Origin of the sequence: Streptomyces flaveolus (assembly GCF_014648815.1) — a bacterium.
Taxonomy (GTDB): Bacteria; Actinomycetota; Actinomycetes; order Streptomycetales; family Streptomycetaceae; genus Streptomyces; species Streptomyces flaveolus.
This window is the reverse complement of record NZ_BMRV01000008.1, coordinates 151,052-165,899: the sequence shown is the minus strand read 5'-3', so window position 1 is coordinate 165,899 and position 14,848 is coordinate 151,052. Positions and strand designations below refer to the sequence as shown.

Genomic DNA, 14,848 nt, shown 5'->3' with positions numbered 1-14,848 from the left:
GGGCTCCCGCTGTCTCAGTGCGCCGCCTCGGGAGCGGGCTGCCGCACTCGGACGGGCAGCCCGTTGTTCAGGTCCTCGACCAGCAGGCGCTTGGCGATCGCGTCCACGGCGGCGCGCAGGTCCGCGTCCGAGGGGCGGCCGATGTCCTGCTCCACCCGGTCCTCCAGCCAGGAGGCCCAGGCCCGCCCGATGACCAGGGCCTCGCGGGCGCCGGCCTCGGTGTGCGAGAGCAGCGAACCGTGCCGGGTGAGGAACCCCTCCTCCACCATCCGGTCGAACACCGGCAGCAGCACCTCCGGCGGCACCCGGCGGCGGGCGGCGATCAGGCCGAGGCTGGCGTGGCCGACCAGCCGCGTGAACAGGTCGACCTGCATGACGGCCCAGGCGCCGGCGACATCGAGCCGGGTGTCGCTGTCCGCGATGATGCGGCGGGCGGTGTCCAGCTCCGTACCGCCGATGATCTTCCCGACGGAGGCCTCGAGCGCCCTCCTGCTGCTGGCGTCGTGCGGCGACGCGAAGCCCTCGCCCATGTCGGTGGAGCCCGCGCGGGCGCTGTCGCGCAGCTGCACCTGCTTGAGGAACAGGGCGACGACCAGGCCGAGGGCGGCGACCGGCACGGTCCACAGGAACACGGTCTGGATGGTGTCCGCGTACGCGCCGATCACCGGTGCCGCCGCCTCGGGAGGCAGCCCGTGCACGCCCGCCGGGCTGGTCGCCGCCCGGCCGATCACCGCGGGATCCGCGGCGCCGGTCCGCGCGGCGTCGGCGATGCCGTCCCGGAGGTTGGGGCCGAGGGCGCCCGCGTAGATGGTGCCGAACACGGCGGTGCCGAAGGAGCTGCCCAGCGTGCGGAAGAACGTGACGCCGGACGTCGCGGTACCGAGGTCGGCGTAGTCGACGGTGTTCTGCACGGCGATGGTCAGCACCTGCATGGACAGGCCGATGCCCGTGCCCAGCACGAACATGTACAACGACTCCAGTCCGGCGCCCGTGGACGGCCCCATGAGCGACATCAGGTACAGGCCGACGCCCATCACCAGGGTGCCCACGATGGGGAACAGCCGGTACCGGCCCGTCCTGCTGACCACGGTGCCGCTGAAGACCGAGGCGATCAGCAGTCCGGCCACCATCGGCAGCGTCCGGACGCCCGAGACGGTGGCCGAGTCGCCGTCGACGTACTGCAGATAGGTCGGCAGATAGGTCAGCGCGCCGAGCATCGCGAAGCCGACGATGAAGCTGAGGATCGAGCAGACCGTGAACACCGGGTTGGCGAACAGCCGCATCGGCAGCATCGGTTCGGCCGCCCGGGTCTCCACCAGGCAGAACAGGGCGAGCGCGATGAGCCCGCCCGCGAACAGGCCGATGATCACGCCCGAGCCCCAGGCGTACTCGTTGCCGCCCCAGCTCGTCCCCAGGATCAGCGCGCTCGCACCGAGGGCGACCAGGGCGATGCCCAGGTAGTCGATGACGGGCCGGACGGCCGACTTCACCACCGGGATGGTGCGGGCGGCGGCGATCACCACGACGATCGCGATGGGCACGTTGACGTAGAACGCCCAGCGCCACGACAGATGGTCGGTGAACAGCCCGCCCAGCAGCGGCCCGATGACCGTCGCGACCCCGAACACCGCGCCGATGGCGCCCTGGTACTTGCCGCGCTCCCGCAGCGGGATGACGTCCGCGATCAGCGCCATCGACGTGACCATCAGGCCGCCCGCGCCGATGCCCTGCATGGCCCGCCAGGCGATCAGCAGCGGCATGTTCGTGGCGAGCCCGCACAGGAACGAGCCCGTGATGAACACGACCGCCGAGACCTGGAAGACCACCTTGCGGCCGAACAGGTCGCCGAACTTGCCCACCAGCACCGTCGCGACGGTCTCCGCGAGCAGGTACGAGGTGACCACCCACGACATGTGCGCGGCGCCGCCCAGGTCCGACACGATCGTCGGCAGGGCGGTGCCGACGATGGTCTGGTCGAGGGCCGCGAGCAGCATGCCGAGCATGATCGTGACGAAGACGACGTTGCGGCGGCGCTTGTCCAGCACGGGCGGCTGGATCGCGGCGGTCCGTGGCGTTTCCTCGGCGACTGTCACGAGGTCACGATCACACCCGTGCACCGGCCACGCATGCGGGGCCGGTCCGCCCGGGTACCGCCGGGCGGCAGGTCCTAGCGGTCCTTCGGGTTGCGCCGCAGCAGGTACGTGTCCATGATCCAGCCCTTGCGCTCCCGGGCCTCGGCGCGCAGCCGCTCGATGCGGGGCGCGGCCTCGGCGATCGGGCCGGCGGCGAGGATCTCGTCCGGGGTGCCCAGGTAGGCGCCCCAGTAGATGTCGATGTCCTGGTCCGCGTACCGCCGGAAGGTCTGCTGGGCGTCCAGCATCACCACCACGTCGTCCACGCCCTCCGGGAAGCCCTCGGCGAGGCGCCGGCCGGTCGTGATCTGAACCGGGCGCGCGACCCGGTTCAGCCCGGTCCGGTGCCGGGCGACGAGCGAGGAGACACTGCTGATGCCGGGCACGACGTCGTACTCGAACGCCACCGTGCCCCGGTCCAGGATCTCCTCCAGGATGCCCAGCGTGCTGTCGTACAGCGCCGGATCGCCCCACACAAGGAACGCGCCGCTCTCGTCCTCGCCCAGCTCCTCGGCGATCAGCCGCTCGTAGATGCCGGCGCGGGCGCTGCGCCAGTCCCCGACGGCGGGGGAGTACGCCGTGCCGCCCGCGGTGCGGTCCCGCTCCGGGTCACGCGCCTCGACGACCCGGTACGTGCCCTGCGGTACGTGCGTCTCCAGCATGTCCCGGCGCAGTCGCACCAGGTCCGCCTTGGCCTCGCCCTTGTCCAGGACGAAGAACACGTCCGTGCTCCGCAGCGCCCGGACCGCCTGGAGGGTGAGCTGGTCGGGGTCGCCGGCGCCGATACCGATCACATGAATCTTCCGCACGCCCCGAGTCTGCCGTACGCCGCTGACGACGCCCCGGCCGGGCTGCCCTCGTCCCCAGGGCGGCTCGGGGACCCGGCGTGCGCGGCGCGGGCCGGCCCGGCGGCAGCCCGCTCGCCGTCCCCGCGAACAGGGCTTCAGCCCCGCAGCCGCGGCGCCCGGGCCCCCGCGTCCACCGGCACGCCCTCCTCCACGTCCCGCGCCAGCCTCCGGGCCCAGGCGGCGACCGCGTCCAGCTCCATCCCGTACGGGCGCCCCCGACCGTGTTCCGACGCCGCCCACTCCGTCACGGCCCCGGCCCCGCGCAGCAGCAGCCTGGCCCCGCCGGTGACATTGCCGCGGGCCGCGTGCGTGAGCCCGACGGCCAGCTGGGCCAGGCCCCGCCACAGCTCCCGCTCCTCGTCGGGGCCCGACTTCCAGGCGTCCTCGAAGACCTCGTGCGCGTGGAAGGGCTTCCCCTCGTCCAGCAGCCGCTGCGCCTCGGCGACCGTCTCGTCGGGGGCCCGTACGACGCCCTCGGGCTGGCGGGGGACGCCGTCCGCGCCGTACGGCAGCGGGCGCCCCAGCCCGTCCCGCGGTCGGGCGTTGCGGGCGCGCCCCTCGTCGTCGCGGTCCCGCGGGTCCACCGGGCGGTCCGAGGCTGTGCTGTCGGCAGGGCTGTCCATGGGGCCGATTGTCCCTCGCCCGCCCCCGCTTAGGCGTAGCCCGGGGTGTGGGGTAAAGTGCTGTCCGCGTGATCGCGCGGTGCACCGCGTGTGAGCACATCGGGACGTGGCGCAGCTTGGTAGCGCACTTGACTGGGGGTCAAGGGGTCGCAGGTTCAAATCCTGTCGTCCCGACTCGTGAGAGTCGTAGGCCGAAGGCCGGTTTCGGAGAGATCCGAGACCGGCCTTCGGTCATTGCCGGGGGGACGCCGGTCCCGGCCGGGCGCCGGCGGCGACGAGCAGCTCCGCCGTCTCGGGATGCGGGCCCTTCACAGCCCAGTCGAGCGGGGGCCGGCCCGTGCCGTGGTCCTCCCGCAGGTTCGGGTCGGCGCCGTGCTCCAGGAGCGCGCGCACGGCCTCGATGTGGCCCCAGCACGCCGCCCCGCACAGGGGTGTGCCCTCCGAGCCGGTACCGCTCTCCGTGTCGGGCGAGGCCCCGGCCGCCAGCAGTAGGCGGACGATGCCGGCGTCTCCGTTCACCGCCGCCTGGTACAGCGGCGTGGTGCCCGCGGAGTCGGCCGTCTCGGCCGGCGCGCCCGCGCGCAGCAGGGCGCGCACCTGAGTGAGGTCGCCCACCAGTGCGGCGTCGACGAGACGCCCGGACAGTTTCTTTCGCCGCCGTCGGTTCACGACCGTCGAGCCTAGCGGGCACCCGCACGGCGCCGCCGGGGGCGTCCGGGCACGCGGAGCAAGGTGTGTGTCGGCCCAGGCCGAGCAGGAGGGCGGCGGTCGAACGCACCGGGCCCGTCACGCGCGGGTGACCCGGGCCGAGAGCGGCTCCCGTCTCGATCAGGACGGCCCGGCCCGACGGCCCGGCGGATTTCCGCAACTCGGAAATGTGTCGCCAGGTGGCCGCCAGGGCCGACCCGCGCTGCTCTGCCGGTGGCAGAACAAACGACCCGGCCGGCTCCACGGGCACTACCGTCCCGTCGCATGACGACAGTGATGACGCGCACGGTCGAGTACCCCGCCGACGGCCTGACGATGATCGGGCACCTCGCGCTGCCGGCCGGCACCGGCCGCCGGCCCGCGGTGCTGCTGGGACCGGAGGGCCCGGGGCTCAGCGACGTCGAGCGCCGCCGGGCCGACGCCCTCGCCGAACTGGGATACGTTGCGCTGGCCTTCGACATCCACGGCGGGCGCCATCTGACCGACCCCGAGGACATGCTGGCCCGTTGCCTGCCGCTGCTCGCCGACCCCGATCGGATGCGGGACATCGGCCACGCGGCGCTCGACGTGGTGCGGGCCGAGCCGCGGACCGACCCCGACCGGATCGCCGCCGTCGGCTACGGCACCGGGGGCGCCATCGGGCTGGAACTCGGGCGCGACGGCGTCGGCCTGCGGGCGATCGGGACGGTCAACGGACTGATCACGGGCCGGCCGGGCGAGGCGGCCCGCATTCGCTGCCCGGTGTGGGCCGGGGTCGGGTCGGAGGACCCGATCATGCCGGTCGCGCAACGCGACGCGTTCACCGCCGAGATGCAGGCCGCGGGCGTCGACTGGCGCCTCGTGGTCTACGGCGGCGCCCTGCACGCCTTCCACCACCCGCCCGTCGACCAGCCTGTGCTCCCGGGCGTCGGCCACCACCCGCGGCACGCGCAGCGAGCCTGGCGCGACATCGTGGACCTGCTCACCGAATGCGTGCCCGTGACGGAGTGATCCTGCGGTGGTCACAGCCACCTGGCCAGGGTGGGGCGGCGGCCGCCCGGGCCGATCGGGCGCTCAGGGCCGCCTGACGCGCTCGGTCACGGGTTCCGGACATGACAGGCGGAAACCGGGCGTCCCTGGATGGAGCAAATCTGTATTGGCGGGTGTAGACATTGCCTGGGTCGGAAGCTACTGTTCTGGGTGTAGCCAGAAGTCGAAGGGCACGGCAGAGACGAAGTGCCGTGCAAGAAGGTCAAGCCGAGCGGCCTCACCCGGCCGCACAGCAGTACGGAAAGATCGATCGAAAGAGGTAAGGAGCCGAACGCCATCAGGATCGCCCGGGTGGGTGGAGCCGCCCGGGTACCGCAGACCCCGGATTGGAAGGTGGTCCCCGGTCACGCAGCCGCGATCCCCGCAAGCCCGCCCTCCCAGGCGGAACCTGCGGATACAGAAGGCCGGCGCAGTCAGCCGGTAGATGGTGTGGAAAGCTCGGGGCCCGGGCGCCGGTCGGCGCCCGGGCCCCCCGACGCGTCACCCGGAAGAAGAGGTCTATGCCCCCTGGCAGTTCCCGCCCCGTCGACAACCTCGACGACGACGATTACCCCGCCTACACCATGGGCCGGGCCGCCGAGATGCTCGGCACCACCCCCGCCTTCCTCCGCGCGCTGGGGGAACACCGCCTGATCACCCCACTGCGCTCCGAGGGCGGCCACCGCCGCTACTCCCGCTACCAGCTGCGCATCGCCGCCCGCGCGCGCGAACTGGTCGACGCCGGCACCGCCGTCGAAGCCGCCTGCCGGATCATCATCCTCGAGGACCAGCTCGAAGAAGCCCAACGCATCAACGAAGAGCTCCGCGCGGCCCAGGGCGCCGGCGCGAAGCCGAAAAGCTCGGTCTGACGCGTGACTCCCGCAGGACGGGCCGCTGAGCTGCGGGGCCAAGAGGGCAGGCCGGTCGCCCTCGTCGCCCCGCAGCCCAGCCGCACAGCCACCGAGCCCGGCCGGGCCCGCCGACGGTTCCCTCACCGGACCGGTCCGGCCCCCGTCACCCTCCGTCCTCGGTGATCCGGATGATGGTGCGGCCGGGGACGCGCTGTCGCCCGGCGAGTGCGGTGGCTGCCTCCGCGAGCGGCCGGACCGCGCCGACCCGCACCTGAAGTCGTCCGTCCCGCAGCCGCCGGGCGAGGTCGGCGAGGCGTGCGCGGTCCGGTTCCACCACGAAGAAGACGGCCCGCCCGTCGTCCGGTCGTACCGTGGGCGGGTGGGCGATGGTGACGAGCGTGCCACCGGCCCGCACGAGCGACGCCGAGCGGTCGAGGATGTCACCGCCGATCACGTCGAACACGACGTCGACCTGCCCGGCCTTCTCCCACCGGTCGTTCTCCAGGTCGCGGAATGCGTGCGCGCCCAGGCCGAGCACGGTGTCCCGGTCGGCGGCGCGGCCCGTGCCGACCACGTGGGCACCCGCCTCGCGGGCGAGTTGGACGGCGATCGAACCGACACCGCCCGCGGCGCCGTGGATCAGCACGGTCTGGCCGGTGACGAGACGTGCGTGGTCGAACAGGCCCTGCCACGCCGTCAGTCCGGAGATCGGCAGGGCGGCTGCCACCGTGTGGTCGACGCCGGCGGGGAGCGGCGCGAGGTTGCGGGCCTCCACGGCGACGTACTCGGCGAGCGAGCCGTCGCGGGTCCAGTCGGTCAGCCCGAAGACCCGCTGGCCGACGGTGAGGCCGGTCGTCCCGTAGCCGAGCTCCTCCACCACCCCCGAGACCTCGTGGCCGGGCACGCTCGGGGTGCGGTCGCGGCCGGCGCGGTCGGTCCAGGACGCGGGCCAGTCGAGCTCCCCTCGAGTGAAGCCCGCGGCGTGCACCCGCACGATGACGTCGTTCTCAGCGGCATGGGGATGGGGAAGGTCTTCCAGGGTCAGCCCCGTGACCCCGGCCTCGCGGTCCCGGACGGTGATGGCTTGCACGAGTACTCCTTTGTCGGTGTCGGATGAGAGACGCAGGGCGCCGAAACTCTTGGTCGATCGGTGGAACCGTCGACGTCATGGCTGCCGGCTCACCGCGGCCAGGGCGCATTGATGACGCGCTCGACCATGGACGTACGGCGGAAATCGGGAAGGAAGTGCTCCAGGACGTCCGCATTCATGGTTCCGTACGTGGTGTCCGGGCGGTCCTTGAGGCCATCGACGAATGCCTGCAAGAACTCCTTCTTGAAATCACCACGCGGATGAGCGGTGACGATTTCGTCCACCTGGTCGCCTTCCAGCTCGTCCAGCCCCCAGCCGATCGCGTCGGTCAGCACGCCGTAGTTCGTGGCAGCGGACTCGGGGCCCATCCGGCCGGGCAGCCCCGGCGTCGTGTGCAGGGCGATCGCCGTCCAGACCACCTCGGCGGCGCTGCGGGAGAACCCGCGGTCGAGCAGGAACTCCCGCGCGTGGTCGGCGCCGTCCAGCTCGAAACGCTGCCGGGTGTCCGAGAACGGGATCAGAAGGCCCACGTCATGGAACATCGCCGAAATGTAGAGCAACTCGGGATCGGGCCGGAGGCCGAGCTGACGCGCGTGGAGGGAACCGAAGAGGAATACCCGCCGGGAGTGGTGGAAGATCAGGGGGTTCGTTCTCTCCCGAAGGAATTCCGTGGCCTCCGCGACGGCCGGAGTCCCAGGGATTTCCGTCCCTGCGATGATGTCGGTCATGGTGTCCGTGCTTTCCGGTGCGATGTACTACGAATGGACCGTGCGTCCGTTCTCCACCATGTGGGCCGTGCGGCCTTCGGCGCCGCCTCGGTCCGGCCATGAACCACTCGAATCCAGTCATCCCAGGATGGGCCCGTGAGATCCGATACGCATCGGGTGACGATCCTCGTCTACGACGGCGTCAAACTGCTCGACGTCGCCGGCCCCGCCGAAGTGTTCGGCGAAGCGAACCTGCTCGGCGCCGACTACCGGATCGCCCTGGTGTCGACGACCGGCGCCGACGTCACCTCCTCGATCGGCATGCGGATCGCCGTCGACGGCAGCGCCGCCACGCAACCGGACCCCGGCACGTTCCTGATGCCGGGCGGAGACGTCTACCCCAGAACCCCGGTCACGCGCGACCTGGTGGCAGCCGCCAGGGAGCTGGCAGCCCGTTCCGGCCGGGTCGCCTCCGTGTGCTCGGGTGCCTTCGTCCTCGGCGCGGCCGGGCTGCTGGACGGCAAACGGGCGACCACCCACTGGAAGATCGCGGACAGGCTCGCCGCCCGGCACCCGAGGACCCGCGTCGAACCCGACGCCATCTACGTGCGCGACGGCACGGTGTACACCTCCGCCGGCGTCACCGCGGGCATCGACCTCGCGCTGGCTCTCGTCGAGGAGGACCAGGGACCGGACATCAGCCGGGAGGTGGCCCGCTCCCTGGTGGTCTATCTGCAACGGGCGGGCGGTCAGTCACAGTTCTCCGCGCCCTTGCAGGGGCCGCCGCCCCGCTCACCCGCCCTGCGCAAGGTCGTCGACCTGGTCACGGCGGACCCCGCCGGCGACCACTCCCTCGCCGAACTGGCCACCCGCCTCAATGTCAGCACCCGTCACCTCACCAGGCTGTTCCGGCAGGAACTGGGCAGCACGCCGGCCCGGTACGTGGAGTCGATCCGGTTCGACATCGCGAAGTCGCTGCTCGACCACGGGTACACCGCGACGCAGGCGGCTGCCATGGCCGGCTTCCCGAGCTACGAGAGCCTGCGTCGGGTCTTCGCGCGGGAGCTGTCCATCAGCCCTGCCGCCTACCAGCGCCGGTTCACCACCGCCCGGCGCCCCGAGTAGGGGTGCGCCCGTCCCGGCCCCGTCACGGCGAGAGGCCCGGGGGCCTGCCCGGCGGACCGTGCCGGACAGGCCCCCGGTCCCGAGGAGGGCTCAGCGCTTGAGCGTGAAGGTGAAGTCGCCGGACAGCCTGCCGCTCAGCCGGACCGCCGACACGACTTGGCCCTCCGTGATCAGTCGCCCGACCTCGGCTCGCGAAAGACCGCACCCTTCAGCGATCACGCGCACCGGCCGGACCGGGATCCGCGCCGCGAAGCGGACCGACACGTCGATCACCTCGCGGTCCGGACGTTCCGTTCCGCCGGTGTCGAGGCGCCAGGCGTTCTCCCAGTCGAGGGCGATGCGATTGCGGCGCCGCACGACGGGGTCCTGGAGCAACTGGGCCGCCAGGCCGGAGTCGTTGGCATGCAGCCGGTCCAGCAGGTCGGGCCGTATGGAGCGCACGTTCATCCGCTCCAGGACCGTGAGCTTCGCCGTCTCGCCGCACGAGGTGCAGAGCACGAGCAGCCAGGCGTCGAGGAGCTTGTGGTGGGTGTTGACGCGGAACTTTCCGTCCGCCCGGAAGCGCTCGGACGCGCACACGTGGCAGCGCCGGAGGACGAGCGGCAGGCAGGTGGGCATGACAACCCAGTGGGTGAGCACAGAAGTACACCGGTTCCAGTGAGAAGACCGCAGCAGAAAGGAGCGCGTCGCACGGATGCGACGCGCGACGGATCAGCGCTCGGGAGGTCTCACACGGTGTACAACGGAACGTCCTCGGCTGGGCGACGGTGGCTCGGCAGCACGGTAATGGCGCACGGCGGAGCCGATCCACTGCTTTTCGAGCGCCCCCGGTTCCGCATCCGGACGGCATGGGCAGGCCCGCCGCCGTCGCGTCGTTCACGCTTTGGAGCGGCGGAGTTGCCGCGAACGGGTGGCGGCGTGTGGTGCGACGGCGTGTCGCGGTGCGCGGGGCCTTTCCATGAAGGCTGCCCGGTGGCCGGACGGCCATCGGAAACGCGCAGCGTACGAGGAGGACCCATGGGTCGGCTCTCATCCGGTGTTCTGACGGTCGCCGCGGCGGCGTTGACCGCCATGGTCACGGTGCAGCCCGTACACGCGGAGGACGGGCGTCCGCCCCTGCCCGATGCCACGGACGAGGCGTTCAACCAGGACTGCCTTGCGGCCCACAACCAGTACCGCGCCCGCCACGGCGCCCCACCGCTGCGCCTGGACGACGAGGCCGTCGCGCACGCCGTACGCCGCGCCCGGGCCGCTTCGACCCAGGACGGGCTCGCGCCGTCGCCGGGGGCGGCGGGCTGGGGAGAGAACCGCTTCTGGTTCGCCACCCATGAGGACGGGCCGGCCTCGTGCGAGGAAGCCGCGCGGCTCTGGTACGAGGCGCGCTGGACCGGGGGCTACGACTGGGACCGGCCCGGCTACTCCCCCGACACCGGTTCCTTCACGCAGGTCGTGTGGAAGTCGACCGACCGGCTCGGCTGCGGCCGGGCCGCGGGGAAGCCGGAGGGCGAGGAGTCGTACCAGACGTACATCGTGTGCAGCTACGCTCCGGCGGGGAACGTGATCGGTCGCTTCAGAACGTGGGGCAGCCGGTCGGCGGGAACTGAGGCACCGGCCGGGGGACCGCTCGGGCACGGGATGCGCCGCCGCCGGGCGACCGGCGACGGCGTTCAGCCGACCGCGAGGCGTGCGATCGTCCCGATCTCGAGAGCGGCCCAGATCGCGCCGTCCGGTCCTTGGACGATGCCATGGGGTTCCGAGGAAGGGCTGGGGAGATCGTGTTCGTCGATACGGCCGTCGGGGGTGATCCGTCCGATGCGGTTGGCTCCCCATTCGGTGAACCAGCAGTTCCCGTCGGCGCCGGCGGCGATGGCGTGCGGGCGTGACGCGGGGTCGGGCAGGGGGAATTCCGTGATCTTCCCGTCGGGAGTGATCCGTCCGATCCGGCCGGCTCCGATCTCGACGAACCACAGGGCGCCGTCGGCGCCGGCCGTGATGCCGACCGGGGCGGCGGCGGGTGTCGGCAACGGATGGACGGTCACGGCGCCGTCGCTGCCGATGGCACCGATCGCGTTCGCCTGGTTCATGGTGAACCAGAGCCGGTCGTCCGGGCCGGCGGTGATGGCCGAGGGGAAGGCCTTCGCGACCGGGAGGGGGAACTCGGTGACGTGACCGCCGGTCGTGATACGGCCGATGCGGTCGGCGCCGGCTTCGGTGAACCACAGGGCGTCATCAGGGCCCGGCGCGATCCCGAACGGCCCGGCATCCGAAGTCGGCAGCGGGAAGGAGGAGACGTCTCCGGCCGTGGTGATGCGGCCGATGCGATGACTCCGGAACTCGGTGAACCACAGGGCGTCATCGGGGCCCGCCGTGATGATCGACGGCCCGCCGGCAGTGGACTCGAGCTGGTAGGAGGTGGTGTCGCCGTCGGGCGTGAGCCGGCCGATCCGTCCGTGATGGACCAGGGTGAACCACAACGCGCCGTCCGGTCCGGCCGCGATTCCATAGGGTCCGGCCTCGCGGTCGGAAACGGAGTACTCCGTGAGGGAGACGGTCGGACGATCCGGCATGGGGGTTCCTCGCAGGGCGGACGGACGAAGCGCGACTGCGCATGCTAGTCCGGCGGCGGCCCCGCATGCTCCTGGATATTCCGGCCGCGCGGCGGGGGAGATCCGCAGCACGGCGACAGCCGCGTACTGCCGCTGAGTCGGCCGGGCCGCCTTGTGCCGGTCAGGCAGCCAAGTCCTGCTCAGTCCTGACGGCCCGCTCGCGGCCTGCCCGCAGTTGCTCCAGGAGGGTGTCGGCGACGCTGAGGGCCTCGTCCACCGATTGGGTGCCCGTCATCACGCACAGCGTGTACGAGGTGTCCTCCAGCTCTCGGCTCGAACGGCCCGTGGGCTCCAGGTCGTGACGGAAGCGGGCCTCGGCGAAACGGGCCAGCACCGCGCGCAGGTCCTTCTCAGCGGGCAGCAGCAAAGTACAACCTCTTTCACAGGCGGGCCGGTTGAGCGGTCCCGCGACAACCGTCACTGGGGATTCCGGGAGCCCGTATGCCCCCGCCGCCTCGCGGTATGCGTCAGGGTGAGGCGCCGCTTCGCCGGGCGTAGGCGCGGGCGGCGCGGACGCGGTCGCCGCAGCGCGTGGAGCACCAGTGGCGCCGGCCGTGCGTGCGCAGGAGGAACCGGTCGCAGGGGTCGGCGCCGCAGGCGGCGAGGAGGCCGGCGTCGGGGCCGGTCAGCAGGTCCGCGGCGTCGGCGGCGAGGGTCGCCAGTGCGTGCTTGACGGCCTCGTCGGTGGGGTGTGCCTGGACACGCCGCGGTCCCCGGTCCCCGTCCCAGGCGAGCAGGGGAGCCGTGGGCACGGCCGTCAGCGCCTCGTTCGCCGCGCGCAGGGATTCCTCGGGCGGTGGAGTGCCGTCGACGCGGGCGGCGAACAGGCTCCGCACGTGGGTGCGCAGCGTGCGCATCCGCTGTGCGCAGACCTCGTACAACCGCACGTCCGGAGTGGTCAGGTCGTGCGCGGCGAGCCAGCGCATGGCGGACTCCGGGGCCGCGAGCAGGTCGTAACCCTGACCGGAGGGCAGCGTCACGACGGTGTCGGCGAAGTCCAGGGAGCGGTAGCGGTCGGCCCCGGGGGCCGGGGGCAGAGCGGTCCGGGTGAGGTCGGTGGCCGGGGCGTCGTCCATGACTCTCATGTTAGCGCTTGCGTTTTTCCGTGATGCACGCCTAGGTTGAGGTCACGTTAAACGCAGATATTTTTCGTGAGAAACAAGGGAGACTCATGTCCCACCTCGACACCGAGCAGTTCCCGGTCCGCACGTTCGGCGGCCCGACCGCCCTGTTCGAGTACGGCGGCCTGCGCTTCCTGACCGACCCGACCTTCGACGGCCCCGGTGACTACCCCACGGCCGGACCGACCCTGACCAAGACGGCCCCCTCCAGCGTCGCCCCCGCCGACCTGGGGCCCCTCGACGTGGTGCTGCTCTCCCACGACGAGCACGCCGACAACCTCGACATCGCCGGCCGTGCCCTGCTCGCCGACGTCCCGCTCACCCTGACCACCCCCGGCGGCGGCGAGCGCCTGGGGGAGAAGGCCAGGGGTCTGGCCGACTGGGAGTCCGTGGAGCTGGAGCGTCCGGACGGCGGCACGGTCACCGTCACCGCCGTTCCCGCCGTCCACGGGCCCGGCCCGCGAGAATCGGTCGAGCCCTTCTCCGGCCAGGTCGTCGGCTTCGTCCTGACCGGCCGGGGCCTGCCCACCGTCTACGTCAGCGGCGACAACGCGTCCCTCGACGCGGTGACGGAGATCGCCGAGCGCTTCGCCCCGGTGGACACCGCCGTCCTCTTCGCCGGCGCACCTCGTTTCCCCATGCTCTTCGACGGCAGCCTGATCGTCCTGGACAGCGCGCAGGCCGCCGAGGCCACCCGGATCCTCGACGCCCGCCGCGTCGTCCCGGTCCACCACGACAGCTGGGCCCACTTCACGGAGGGCCGCGACGACATCGAGGCCGCCTTCGCCGCCGCCGGCCTGGCCGACCGGCTGGACCGTGACTGGACGCAGCGCGCCTGAGGCCGAACGGTCCTACGGTGCCCCGACCACCGGCGGCTCGCCGCGCGGCAGGGTCAGCGCGGTGCGCAGGGCCGTCGCGGCCTCCGCGCCGATGCGCTCGGCCAGCGCGTCCTCGATGACGGCGAGCGTCGCCTGGGCGCGCCGGTGGACGCGGACGCCCTCCGCGGTGATGCGGATGAGGCGATTGCGTGCCGAGGAGGGGTCCGGTACCTGCTCCAGCAGGCCGAGGGCGAGCAGGCCGTGCACGGCCTGGTGGGTGGTCTGCCGGGTGACGCCGAGGCGGCGGGCCAGATCGGCGACCGTGGTGCCGTCCGGATCCAGGAGGGCGAAGACCTGCCCCTGGGCGCTGCTCAGCGGCTGCTCGCCGGCCGCCCGCATGCTCGCCATCAGCGCGTCGTCGAACCAGCGCTTGGCGCCTGCCAGCAGCAGGGGCATGTTCTGTGCGGTTTCCTTCGCTTGTGTCATGACTCCTCGGGCTCCTCGGGCCACGAGCATACGGGCGGGCGGACGGGGCGGTGCTCCCGGCGTCCGCTCCCGCCGTCCCCGAGGGGTGTTGTCCGTATCGATCGTCAGGTAGCCTGACGCACACAATCGTCAGGTGACCTGACAGTGTGCAGCCGGAGGCTTCCATGACCATCGAATTCGCCAGGCGCTCCCACTCCCTGATCCCCGCCGAACCGGGCAAGCCCTACTTCATCGAGAAGGGCATGGGCGACCGCGCCCACCTCTTCGGCGACCTGATCACCATCTACGCGGGCGGGCCGCAGACCGAGAACACCTTCAACTTCTTCACCTGCGAGGGCCCCAAGGGCGACATCATCCCGGCCCACTCGCACCCCGACACCTACGAGGTCTTCTTCGTCACGCAGGGCGCCGTCCGGCTGTTCGTGGAGGACCTCCAGGGTGAGCAGGAGGAGAAGGTGCTCACCGCCGGCGACTTCGGCTTCGTGCCGAAGAACTGTCCGCACGCCTACCGCATCGAGCGCCACCACAGCCAGATCGTCGGCGTCGCCGCCGGCCCCGGCGGCACCTTCGAGCGGTTCTTCGAGAGTCTCGGCACCGACACGGACGAACTCGGCCTGCCGCAGCGGCCGTTCGTGCCCGAGCCGCACAAGTTCGGCACCGTGCCGCAGCAGTACGACGTGACCTTCCTGCCCGACCACCAGTGGCGCACGGGCAGCTGAGACCAC

Annotated in this window: 16 protein-coding genes, 1 tRNA gene and 1 pseudogene; 7 read left to right on the top strand and 11 right to left on the bottom strand. The window is 72.2% G+C overall.

The annotated features are described in order from the left end of the window. Positions 1–14: 14 nt before the first annotated feature. From IEZ05_RS20255 to IEZ05_RS20245, 3 genes are all read right to left on the bottom strand, one after another. Entirely contained in the window at positions 15–2,093 is a 2,079-nt protein-coding gene (locus tag IEZ05_RS20255) for an MDR family MFS transporter (protein WP_189231582.1), read from the bottom strand. Between the two features lie 74 nt (positions 2,094–2,167). Next, a complete protein-coding gene (cobF, locus tag IEZ05_RS20250) occupies positions 2,168–2,941 on the bottom strand; it encodes a precorrin-6A synthase (deacetylating) (protein ID WP_189231581.1) in 774 nt (257 codons plus the stop codon). A gap of 134 nt (positions 2,942–3,075) precedes the next feature. Beyond that, positions 3,076–3,603 carry a DUF309 domain-containing protein gene (locus tag IEZ05_RS20245; RefSeq protein WP_189231580.1) on the bottom strand — a complete coding sequence of 176 codons (528 nt, stop codon included), beginning with the start codon at positions 3,601–3,603 and terminating at the stop codon, positions 3,076–3,078. 100 nt (positions 3,604–3,703) lie between these two features. Between IEZ05_RS20245 and IEZ05_RS20240 the strand changes: the two genes are divergently transcribed. Next, a tRNA-Pro gene (locus tag IEZ05_RS20240) sits at positions 3,704–3,777 on the top strand. A gap of 57 nt (positions 3,778–3,834) precedes the next feature. On the opposite strand, the gene IEZ05_RS20235 is transcribed toward IEZ05_RS20240, so the two are convergent. Next, positions 3,835–4,272: an ankyrin repeat domain-containing protein gene (locus IEZ05_RS20235; protein ID WP_189231579.1), complete on the bottom strand. Its 438-nt coding sequence runs from the start codon at positions 4,270–4,272 to the stop codon at positions 3,835–3,837. A gap of 303 nt (positions 4,273–4,575) precedes the next feature. Here IEZ05_RS20235 and IEZ05_RS20230 point away from each other — a divergent pair, with 303 nt between their 5' ends. Both IEZ05_RS20230 and IEZ05_RS20225 read left to right on the top strand, forming a co-directional pair. Then, complete coding sequence (locus IEZ05_RS20230) at positions 4,576–5,301, top strand: dienelactone hydrolase family protein (RefSeq protein WP_189231578.1); 726 nt, start codon at positions 4,576–4,578, stop codon at positions 5,299–5,301. Between the two features lie 539 nt (positions 5,302–5,840). After that, positions 5,841–6,188: a MerR family transcriptional regulator gene (locus IEZ05_RS20225; RefSeq protein ID WP_189231577.1), complete on the top strand. Its 348-nt coding sequence runs from the start codon at positions 5,841–5,843 to the stop codon at positions 6,186–6,188. A gap of 145 nt (positions 6,189–6,333) precedes the next feature. Here the strand turns inward: IEZ05_RS20225 and IEZ05_RS20220 are convergent, their stop codons facing one another. Together IEZ05_RS20220 and IEZ05_RS20215 are read right to left on the bottom strand one after the other, a co-directional pair. Next, the gene (locus tag IEZ05_RS20220) at positions 6,334–7,260 is read right to left on the bottom strand and encodes an NADP-dependent oxidoreductase (RefSeq protein ID WP_189231576.1); all 927 of its coding nucleotides are present in this window, start codon (positions 7,258–7,260) and stop codon (positions 6,334–6,336) included. A gap of 89 nt (positions 7,261–7,349) precedes the next feature. Further along, positions 7,350–7,988 carry an HD domain-containing protein gene (locus IEZ05_RS20215; RefSeq protein WP_189231575.1) on the bottom strand — a complete coding sequence of 213 codons (639 nt, stop codon included), beginning with the start codon at positions 7,986–7,988 and terminating at the stop codon, positions 7,350–7,352. A 135-nt stretch (positions 7,989–8,123) separates the two neighbouring features. On the opposite strand from IEZ05_RS20215, the gene IEZ05_RS20210 reads away from it, so the two are divergent. Continuing rightward, the gene (locus IEZ05_RS20210; protein ID WP_189231574.1) at positions 8,124–9,092 is read left to right on the top strand and encodes a GlxA family transcriptional regulator; all 969 of its coding nucleotides are present in this window, start codon (positions 8,124–8,126) and stop codon (positions 9,090–9,092) included. Positions 9,093–9,182: 90 nt separating this feature from the next. On the opposite strand, the gene IEZ05_RS20205 is transcribed toward IEZ05_RS20210, so the two are convergent. Next, positions 9,183–9,710 carry a DUF1062 domain-containing protein gene (locus tag IEZ05_RS20205; protein WP_189231573.1) on the bottom strand — a complete coding sequence of 176 codons (528 nt, stop codon included), beginning with the start codon at positions 9,708–9,710 and terminating at the stop codon, positions 9,183–9,185. A 168-nt stretch (positions 9,711–9,878) separates the two neighbouring features. Here IEZ05_RS20205 and IEZ05_RS37090 point away from each other — a divergent pair. Then, positions 9,879–10,622, top strand: a pseudogene (locus IEZ05_RS37090) (CAP domain-containing protein); the annotation flags it as partial. 137 nt (positions 10,623–10,759) lie between these two features. Here the strand turns inward: IEZ05_RS37090 and IEZ05_RS20195 are convergent. The 3 genes from IEZ05_RS20195 to IEZ05_RS20185 all read right to left on the bottom strand — a co-directional run bounded on the left by IEZ05_RS20195 (position 10,760) and on the right by IEZ05_RS20185 (position 12,774). After that, complete coding sequence (locus IEZ05_RS20195) at positions 10,760–11,659, bottom strand: Vgb family protein (protein WP_189231572.1); 900 nt, start codon at positions 11,657–11,659, stop codon at positions 10,760–10,762. A 160-nt stretch (positions 11,660–11,819) separates the two neighbouring features. After that, entirely contained in the window at positions 11,820–12,065 is a 246-nt protein-coding gene (locus tag IEZ05_RS20190; RefSeq protein WP_189231571.1) for a DUF5133 domain-containing protein, read from the bottom strand. Between the two features lie 100 nt (positions 12,066–12,165). Beyond that, the gene (locus IEZ05_RS20185) at positions 12,166–12,774 is read right to left on the bottom strand and encodes a CGNR zinc finger domain-containing protein (RefSeq protein WP_189231570.1); all 609 of its coding nucleotides are present in this window, start codon (positions 12,772–12,774) and stop codon (positions 12,166–12,168) included. Positions 12,775–12,869: 95 nt separating this feature from the next. Here IEZ05_RS20185 and IEZ05_RS20180 point away from each other — a divergent pair, with 95 nt between their 5' ends. Next, positions 12,870–13,658, top strand: a complete 789-nt coding sequence (locus tag IEZ05_RS20180) for an MBL fold metallo-hydrolase (RefSeq protein WP_189231569.1) — start codon at positions 12,870–12,872, stop codon at positions 13,656–13,658. A gap of 12 nt (positions 13,659–13,670) precedes the next feature. Here IEZ05_RS20180 and IEZ05_RS20175 read toward each other — a convergent pair whose 3' ends face one another. Beyond that, entirely contained in the window at positions 13,671–14,123 is a 453-nt protein-coding gene (locus IEZ05_RS20175; RefSeq protein WP_229869777.1) for a MarR family winged helix-turn-helix transcriptional regulator, read from the bottom strand. Positions 14,124–14,287: 164 nt separating this feature from the next. Here IEZ05_RS20175 and IEZ05_RS20170 point away from each other — a divergent pair, with 164 nt between their 5' ends. After that, on the top strand, positions 14,288–14,842 hold the full coding sequence (locus IEZ05_RS20170; protein ID WP_189231568.1) for a quercetin 2,3-dioxygenase: 555 nt from the start codon (positions 14,288–14,290) through the stop codon (positions 14,840–14,842). Positions 14,843–14,848: the final 6 nt, after the last annotated feature.

Bases quoted from the DNA above. Each gene is read 5' to 3' on its own strand.
- IEZ05_RS20245 (WP_189231580.1), bottom strand. From the start codon at position 3,603: ATGGACAGCCCTGCCGACAGCACAGCCTCGGACCGCCCGGTGGACCCG.
- IEZ05_RS20230 (WP_189231578.1), top strand. From the start codon at position 4,576: ATGACGACAGTGATGACGCGCACGGTCGAGTACCCCGCCGACGGCCTG.
- IEZ05_RS20225 (WP_189231577.1), top strand. From the start codon at position 5,841: ATGCCCCCTGGCAGTTCCCGCCCCGTCGACAACCTCGACGACGACGAT.
- IEZ05_RS20215 (WP_189231575.1), bottom strand. From the start codon at position 7,988: ATGACCGACATCATCGCAGGGACGGAAATCCCTGGGACTCCGGCCGTC.
- IEZ05_RS20205 (WP_189231573.1), bottom strand. From the start codon at position 9,710: ATGCCCACCTGCCTGCCGCTCGTCCTCCGGCGCTGCCACGTGTGCGCG.
- IEZ05_RS20195 (WP_189231572.1), bottom strand. From the start codon at position 11,659: ATGCCGGATCGTCCGACCGTCTCCCTCACGGAGTACTCCGTTTCCGAC.
- IEZ05_RS20185 (WP_189231570.1), bottom strand. From the start codon at position 12,774: ATGGACGACGCCCCGGCCACCGACCTCACCCGGACCGCTCTGCCCCCG.
- IEZ05_RS20180 (WP_189231569.1), top strand. From the start codon at position 12,870: ATGTCCCACCTCGACACCGAGCAGTTCCCGGTCCGCACGTTCGGCGGC.
- IEZ05_RS20175 (WP_229869777.1), bottom strand. From the start codon at position 14,123: ATGACACAAGCGAAGGAAACCGCACAGAACATGCCCCTGCTGCTGGCA.
- IEZ05_RS20170 (WP_189231568.1), top strand. From the start codon at position 14,288: ATGACCATCGAATTCGCCAGGCGCTCCCACTCCCTGATCCCCGCCGAA.